Origin of the sequence: Mycobacterium sp., assembly GCF_047975165.1 — a bacterium.
Classification (GTDB): Bacteria; Actinomycetota; Actinomycetes; order Mycobacteriales; family Mycobacteriaceae; genus Mycobacterium.
Genome location: NZ_JBKECZ010000048.1, coordinates 1 through 2,305 on the forward strand (window position 1 = coordinate 1; position 2,305 = coordinate 2,305).

Genomic DNA, 2,305 nt, shown 5'->3' on the forward strand with positions numbered 1-2,305 from the left:
ACGGGCGGGCCGAGTTGACCCGGCTACGCCGTGAGGTGGCCGAGTTGCGGATGGACCGGGCGTTTTTAAAAAAAAGCAGCAGCCTTCGTTGCGGTGGAGAACTCGAACCGGAACGACGGTTCGCGGTGATCGACGCGGAGAAGGCACACCACAGCATCACCAGGATGACCGAGTTGCTGGCGGTATCCCGATCGGGATATTACGCGTGGGCTGCCCGCCGGGACGCCGCGCCGGGGCCGCGGGCGGCGCGGACCGCGGAGTTGACGGTGAAGATCCGCCAGTTGCATGCGGCCTCCGATCACGTCAACGGGGCACCGCGAATCCTGGCTGATTTACGCGAGGACGGCGAGACTGTATCGAAGAAGACGGTGGCCAAGATTATGCGGGCCAACGGAATTCGCGGGATCAGCCCACGCCCGTGGCAGCCGGTCACCACGATCAACGACGATGTCACACATCACATTGCCGACCTGGTTGAGCGGCGATTCGACCAAGGGGCACTCAACAGGGTCTGGACGTCTGACATCACCTATCTGGGCACCGGGCAGGGATGGCTGTACCTGGCGGCAGTACGTGAGGGTTGTTCACGGCGGGTACTGGGCTATGCCTTCAGCGATAGTCTGCACACCGACATTGTCGAGACCGCCCTGCGGCGGGCAGTGGCATTCCGAGACCCCGCTACCGGCGGGACCGGCAGGGTCATTTTCCATGCCGACCGCGGCTGTCAATACACCAGCGCCGAACTCGCGACGGTCGCCGTCGAACTCGACGTTCGGCTCTGGGTCGGACGCACCGGGGTGTGCTGGGATAACGCTCAGCAGGAGAGTTTCTGGTCAACCCTGAAAACCGAGTTCTACCACCGCCATCACTTCCACACCCGAGTCGAGGCGATCCACGCCGTCAGCAGCTGGATCGACACCGTCTACAACCACCGACGGCGCCACAGCGCACTCGGCCAAATCCCCCCGGTAGCCTTCGAGCACCGGATCATCACCATGGCCAAGCAGGCCGCTTAACCGATGTCCACGAAACGGGGTCAACCCCACGACCGCCCGCCGGGTTGTGCGCTCCGAGCCGCTGTAACCCAACGCGATCAGCTTGTCGTGGACAACATCAGCGCGGACCTTGCCACGGGAACGGTCCACCCACTCCTCCAGCTTCTCCCGATACCCATCCACCAGCATCTCCCGACGCCGCGCACACCCGGGCGTCAACTCACCCCGCTCGCGTGCGGCCACATACTCGGCGACAGTGTGGTGCGAACACCCCGCCAGCTCCGCCGCACCACGCAACGAACCCGTCAAGTCGTAAGCTTCCAAAATTTCCATGATCTCCTCGGCATACTTCACTCCATCCCCTCCTCGGGTGACTGAACAACGGTTGGCGCCGTTCAGGCCACCCGAGGAGGGGCCCCGCACCGTGTAGGCGCGCGGGACGAACAACAGATCAGCTGGGCAGATCTCGCGACCGCCACCGGGCAATTTTCATGACCGCCCGCGGGCACTTACATGGCCGTCACTGGGCAGTTTGCCGTGGCCACCGACAGGATGCGTCCGGGCTCGCCGGCAGAGCCGGTCCTGGCCGCCTGGGGGATCACCACCGATGGCAAACCCGTCTTCGTCGGCCTGGCCCCCGGCACCGGGGAGTCCACCGACGCCTGGGCTGATTTCCTGACCGATCTGCGACGGCTATTGACACCGCTGAACTCAACACCGACCCCGGCCCGCGCCTGATCGAATTGGTCGATGCCCGCCTGAGCGCCTTCGCCGACCGCTACGCCGGCATCTACCCGGCGGCGTGGAAGATCCTGACTACAGACCGTGCGGGTCTGACCGCCTACCTGCGGTTCCCGGCCGAGCATCACCACCGCATCGGGCATTCGAACTTCATCGAGCGCACCTTCGGCGAAACCCGCCGCCGCGCAAAGGTCATCGGCCGCTTCCCCGGACAGACCAGCTGCATCCCCATCGTCTGGGCCGTGCTCGACCGCGCATCGCGCGGCTGGCGCGGACTCACCATGACCCCCGCCGGACTGCGCCAGCTCCAAGACCTCCCCCGCAACCTGCTGCACCCACCCCGACAACTGCGACCTCAGCACACCTGCGAACCCGCCACCCACAACACCAAAACCGTCAGCGCCACCGCATAACATCACCCACCCAAGCACGAACCTGCGCCCACCGGCATACACCGGAATCTGGACGCCACCCCCACAGCATTTCGACCCCCTTCAGCAAATGGGGCGACGCATCTCAAAGAGACAAGGTTCGTCGGGCGATATCCAAGCTGATCGGCCGACGGCAGA

The 2,305-nt window shown here is 64.9% G+C and carries 1 protein-coding gene and 2 pseudogenes; 2 read left to right on the plus strand and 1 reads right to left on the minus strand.

Translation table 11 applies throughout. The features are described from left to right. Positions 1 to 1,016, plus strand: a 1,016-nt coding sequence (locus tag ACK5M9_RS05325; RefSeq protein ID WP_416892147.1) for an IS3 family transposase, incomplete at its 5' end; no start/stop codon positions are given. Between the two features lie 30 nt (positions 1,017 to 1,046). On the opposite strand, the pseudogene ACK5M9_RS05330 reads toward ACK5M9_RS05325, so the two are convergent. Beyond that, positions 1,047 to 1,349 (minus strand): annotated as a pseudogene (locus tag ACK5M9_RS05330) (IS21 family transposase); the annotation flags it as partial. A 195-nt stretch (positions 1,350 to 1,544) separates the two neighbouring features. On the opposite strand from ACK5M9_RS05330, the pseudogene ACK5M9_RS05335 reads away from it, so the two are divergent. Beyond that, positions 1,545 to 2,149: pseudogene (locus ACK5M9_RS05335) on the plus strand (transposase); the annotation flags it as partial. Positions 2,150 to 2,305: the final 156 nt, after the last annotated feature.